Below are 5,443 nucleotides of genomic sequence, written 5' to 3'. Positions count from 1 at the left end.
TTGTGGCCGGAGACGAGCATGACGTCGTCGACGCGGCCGAGCAGCCAGATGTCGCCGTCGTCGTCCTTCTTGGCGCCGTCGCCGGCGAAGTAGCGGCCCTGGAAGCGGGACCAGTAGGTGTCGAGGTAGCGCTGGTCGTCGCCCCAGATGGTGCGCAGCATGCTGGGCCAGGGTTCGGTGAGGACGAGGTAGCCGCCGGAGCCGTTGGGGACTTCGGTGCCGTTGTCGTCGACGACGGTGGCGGCGATGCCGGGCAGGGGGCGTTGGGCGGAGCCGGGCTTGGTCTCGGTGACGCCGGGCAGGGGGCTGATCATCATGGCGCCGGTCTCGGTCTGCCACCAGGTGTCGACGATGGGGGTGCGGTTGGCGCCGATGTGTTCGCGGTACCAGACCCAGGCCTCGGGGTTGATCGGTTCGCCGACGCTGCCCAGGACGCGCAGGGTGGACAGGTCGAACTTGGCGGGGATGTCGTCGCCCCACTTCATGAAGGTGCGGATCGCGGTGGGGGCGGTGTAGAGGATGGTGACGCCGTACTTCTGGACGATCTCCCAGAAGCGGCCCTGGTGGGGGGTGTCGGGGGTGCCTTCGTAGATGACCTGGGTGGCGCCGTTGGCCAGGGGGCCGTAGACGATGTAGGAGTGGCCGGTGACCCAGCCGATGTCGGCGGTGCACCAGTAGACGTCGGTGTCGGGCTTGAGGTCGAAGACGGCGTGGTGGGTGTAGGCGGCCTGGGTGAGGTAGCCGCCGGAGGTGTGCAGGATGCCCTTGGGCTTTCCGGTGGTGCCGGAGGTGTAGAGGATGAACAGGGGCTGCTCGGCGGGGTGGGGCTGGGGGGTGTGCTCGGTGGACTGGCGGGCGACGGTCTCGTGCCACCACAGGTCGCGGCCCTGGGTGATGGCGGTGTCCTGGCCGGTGCGGCGCACGACCAGGACGTGGCGCACGCCGTCGACCTTGGTGAGGGCCTCGTCGATGGCGGGCTTGAGGGCGGAGGGCTTGCCGCGTCGGTAGCCGCCGTCGGCGGTGATGACGAGTTTGGCGTCGGCGTCCTGGATGCGGGAGGCGACGGCGTCGGCGGAGAAGCCGCCGAAGACGACGGAGTGGGCGGCGCCGATGCGGGCGCAGGCCAGCATCGCGACGACGGCCTCGGGGATCATGGGCAGGTAGATCGCGACGCGGTCGCCCTTGGTGACGCCGAGTTCGAGCAGGGCGTTGGCGGCCTGGCAGACCTCGTCCCTGAGCTGGGCGTAGGTGAGGGTGCGGGTGTCGCCGGGCTCGCCCTCGAAGTGGATGGCGACGCGGTCGCCGTGGCCGGCCTCGACGTGGCGGTCCACACAGTTGTGCGCGACGTTCAGGGTGCCGTCGGCGAACCAGGTCGCGAACGGCGGGTTCGACCAGTCCAGCGTCTGGGTCGGCTCGGTGTCCCAGCTGAGCCGGCGGGCCTGCTCGGCCCAGAAGCCCAGCCGGTCCTCGGACGCGCGGGCGTAGGCGTCCGCGGTGACGTTGGCGGCCGCGGCGAGATCTGCGGGCGGGGCGAAACGCCGCTCCTCCTTGAGCAGGTTGGCCAGGCTCTCGTTGCTCAACGCACACTCCTCATCGAGTCTGTTCATGGCGCCCTCCCCGCGGTCAGTGACGCTCCGCGGAGAGTGGCCCCGATGCTGCGGGACCTCTCCCGCCTAGGGATTGTCCCGTGTGTCCCAGCGCACAGCTCACCAGGCGAACAGGTCGGTTGACAAGGGGCCCAGAGAAATTGGTGTAGACCTTTGATCGATTAGTGATCACTCGAGGCCGCCTGCCTCGGGTGACCCGCCGGTCGGCCGCGACGGCACGGGGCCGTCCGACCCGTGCGCACCGCGGTCAGGACGGCGCGGACCTGGGCATCTCACCCGATCGCCGTGCGTCGAACCTTGACGGCCGACACACCCGGTACTCCACTGGAACTACCAGCTCGACGGGGATCACCGTGGCACCGCGGCGGTGTTCCGAGTCGTCAGTCCGTCGCGCGCACAGTGCGGTTGCGCCCAGGCTTTCCATCGGGGTTCGACCACGACCGGCACGTCCGCCCCGACCACGGTGGACCCCTGTCGGCGCGATGCCCGGGCTGTTCCCGTGCTGGCACGGCACAGTCGTGGAGTTGATCCATGTCGGAAACCACCATCACTTCGGAAACTCCCTCCTCCGCCGCCCCGCTGCCGAGACCCGGCGACTTCGCCGTCGTCCAGATGGCCGGTGAAGTCGGTCGCCTGATCCGGGTCGGCCAATGGCTCAACGGCGACGGGTTCGCCGACTACGAACACGCCTTCCTCCTGGTCGGTGACGACGAGGTGATCGAGGCCGAGCCGGGTGGCGCCCGGCAGGCCCCGCTCGCCGAGTACGCGGGTCGACCGATCCGCTGGTCCACCGGCCACATCGCGCTGACCAACGACCAGCGCGCGGCCGTCGTCGCCGCTGCGCGCGGCTACCTGAAGGTCCCCTACAGCTTCCTCGACTACGCAGCCCTGGCCTCGCACCGCTTCCGGGTGCCCGGCAATTCCGTCCTGCGCGGCTACGTCGCGGACACCCGCCATCAGATCTGCTCCCAGCTGGTGGACCAGTGCTACCGGGACGCGGGGATCACGCTCTTCGACGACGGGCGTTGGCCCGGCTACGTGACCCCCGCCGACCTCGGCCGGCTGATCCGCTGACCGTCCTTCACCGGGCCGGCGAACGCCACCCCCGGGTGCCCGCGGCCGATGTCGCTGCGGGCACCCCGGCGGGGCGGGCCCGCCGCCGGGTCCGGTCCACCTCTCAGGCGGCGCTGGCCAGCTCCTGCCAGGCGGGCACCGCCGCGAACCGTCCGCTCGCCTGGTCCAGCACGTAGGTCTGGGCGGTGGCGAAGTCGAAGTACATGCCGACCAGCCGCAAGTCGCCCGCCTGCACGCGCCGCTCGACAGCCGGATTGGCCATCAGCTGGTCGAGCTGTTGCACCACGTTGGTGATGCAGAGCTCCTCGATCCGGTCGGCGACCGGTCGGTCCGCGAACTCGGCGGGGACCCGGACCAGCCGGGCCAGCGATCCGCGCCCGTTGCGCAGCCAACGGGCCAGCGCGGTCGGCCGCCCGGGCTGCTCGTGCACCCCGTCCAGCAGGGCCTTCATCGCACCACAGCCCGAGTGGCCGCAGACGGTGATGCTGCGCACCTCCAGCACCTCGACGGCGTACTGCACCGCGGCCGCCACCGAGTCGTCGGCCGCGCCGGGTTCGTGCGGGGCCGGCACCAGGTTGCCCACGTTGCGGACGGTGAACAGGTCGCCGGGACCGCTACTGGTGATCATGCTGGTGACGAGGCGCGAGTCCGAGCAGGTGAGGAAGAGCTGCGAGGGGGTCTGGCCCTCGCGCGCCAGCCGGGCCAGCTCGGGACGGATCAGCGGCGCGGTGTGCTGCTGGAAGCCCCGCACGCCGTCCAGCAGACGCCCGTGCGGATCGTCCTGCTGGTCGATGCGGTGGTGGCCGACCCAGGGGGTCCAGGCGCGGCGGCGGTGCGGACCGTCCTCACCGGCCCGGATGGTGCCGTCGGGATCGAGTGCCGCGCCGTCCTGATGGCTGGTCAGCAGGGCGACCCGGCCGCCGCGCGCGATGTGGTCGGCGCGCCAGGAGTGCAGCGCCTCGTAGGCGGCGTGGTCCAGGAAGGCGCCGTCGTGGCAGACGGTGACGGCCGCACCGACCGGGATCGCGGTCAGCGCCCTGGTCAGCCGGGGGACCGAGACGAAGGTCAGCGGGCCGTGGGTGTGCACCTCGACCGAGCCGTCGCTGGTCCGGGCCACGTCCACGTGGGCGCGGGTGAGCCGGTACAGGGCGAGCAGGGTGGCGGTGGCCGCGCCGGTGGCCACGCCGAGCGGGACCCCGAGCACCACCACGCCGACCACGGTGACGAGGTAGACGGTGAACTCCCGGTGCCGGTGGACCCGGCGGATGTGCGCGAAGCTGACCATCTGGATCCCGACCACCAGCACCAGCGCCGCCAGTGCGGCGAGCGGGATCCGGCGCAGGCCACCGGTCAGCGCGAGGGCGGCGACCAGCACCCAGGTGCCGTGCAGCACGGCTGCCCAGCGGCTGCGCGCACCGGCCTGGACGTTGGCGGAACTGCGGACCGCGCCGCCGGCGACCGGGAGGCCGCCGAGCAGTCCGGTGACCAGGTTGGCCAGGCCCTGGCCGCGCAGCTCGCGGTTGAGGTCGCCGCTGCCGCCGGTCAACCGGTCGACCGCGACGGCGCAGAGCAGCGACTCCACACTGGCCACCACCGTCACCGTGCCGACCGCCCCCAGCAGCCCGAGGACCGAGCCGTGCGGCAGGGCGGCCAGGCCGTGCTCGCGCCAGCTGGGGAGGTCCACCCGGGCCAGCTCGAAGTGGCCCGCGACGGCCAGCGCCGTTCCGCCGGCCACCGCGACCAGGGCCGCCGGTACCCGGACCAGGACGGCACCGATCCGGCCCGCGCGCCCGGGCAGCTGACGCAGCCTCGGCCAGCCGTAGAGCAGCCCGAGGGCGAGCAGGCCGACGGCGAGCGCGGGCGGGTGCGGACCGGCCAGCTGGGCCGGCAGCGCGATCAGGTTGGCCAGCGCCGAGCTCTGCGGGGCGCCGCCCAGCATCACGTGCAGCTGGGCGATGGCGATGGTCAGGCCGACCCCGGCCAGCATGCCGTGCACCACGGCGGGGGAGACGGCCAGCGCCGAGCGGGCCACCCGCAGCGCCCCGAGCAGGACCTGGAGCAGACCGGCGGCGATGGTGATCGCGCAGGTAGCCTGCCAGCCGTACTGCGCGATCAGGCCGGCGGTGATCACCGTGAGCGCCGCCGACGGGCCGCTGACCTGGAGCGGCGTGCCGCCGAACAGCCCGGCGACGATCCCGCCCACGGCGGCGGCGACCAGACCCGCCGTCAGCGGGGCCCCGGTGGCCAGTGCGATGCCGAGCGAGAACGGCACCGCGATCAGGAAGACCACCAGCGAGGCCGTGAGGTCCGCGGCGGCCGGCCGGCGCCGGCCCGGGACGCCCGGGGCGGGCGGGGACACCGGCGGGGCGTGGCTGTCGGCGGTGCTGTCGGTGAGCGGGGAGGGGGGAGTGGGGTGGAGCGTCATGGGCTTCTCGTCCTTCGGGGGCCGAGCGCAGTCGACTCCGTGGCGGGACTGCGCGGGGGATCGGCTGGCGGTCTCTCGACGGCCGGCGGTGGCGGCGCGGCCCTGGGCGCCGGTGGCGGGTGGCCCTCGGCAGCTGTCGCCTCCGCAGGATCTCGGTGCTTCGACCTCGGTCGAGTGTCGGTGCATCAAGAGTTGGTAAACGCTGAGTAATGGAAGCTTTGCATAGCGTATGCGTGTGCGGGAGTGCTGGCGCCGATATTCACCCTCGCGGGTGGCGCGCGGTCCGATCGAGCGCCCGGGCGCGTGCGTGGAACGCCGCGAGGGGCCGGCCGCGCAC

General features: G+C 72.8%; 3 protein-coding genes. 1 reads left to right on the top strand and 2 read right to left on the bottom strand.

Going from position 1 to position 5,443, the window contains the following annotated elements:
* Positions 1 to 1,580: acetate--CoA ligase (gene acs / locus ACFW1A_RS38030; RefSeq protein ID WP_380417805.1), on the bottom strand; the 1,580-nt coding region annotated here is incomplete at its 3' end.
* Between the two features lie 558 nt (positions 1,581 to 2,138).
* Here acs and ACFW1A_RS38025 point away from each other — a divergent pair.
* Complete coding sequence (locus tag ACFW1A_RS38025; RefSeq protein WP_380417802.1) at positions 2,139 to 2,681, top strand: hypothetical protein; 543 nt, start codon at positions 2,139 to 2,141, stop codon at positions 2,679 to 2,681.
* Positions 2,682 to 2,784: 103 nt separating this feature from the next.
* On the opposite strand, the gene ACFW1A_RS38020 is transcribed toward ACFW1A_RS38025, so the two are convergent.
* Positions 2,785 to 5,106 (bottom strand): SulP family inorganic anion transporter, encoded by a 2,322-nt coding sequence (locus ACFW1A_RS38020; protein WP_380417800.1) that lies wholly within the window; start codon positions 5,104 to 5,106, stop codon positions 2,785 to 2,787.
* Between the last annotated feature and the right edge of the window lie 337 nt (positions 5,107 to 5,443).

Source organism: Kitasatospora sp. NPDC058965 (genome assembly GCF_042741245.1).
Taxonomy (GTDB): Bacteria; Actinomycetota; Actinomycetes; order Streptomycetales; family Streptomycetaceae; genus Kitasatospora.
Note: the sequence above shows the minus strand (reverse complement) of the source record. Positions and strands in the feature narration are given on the sequence as shown.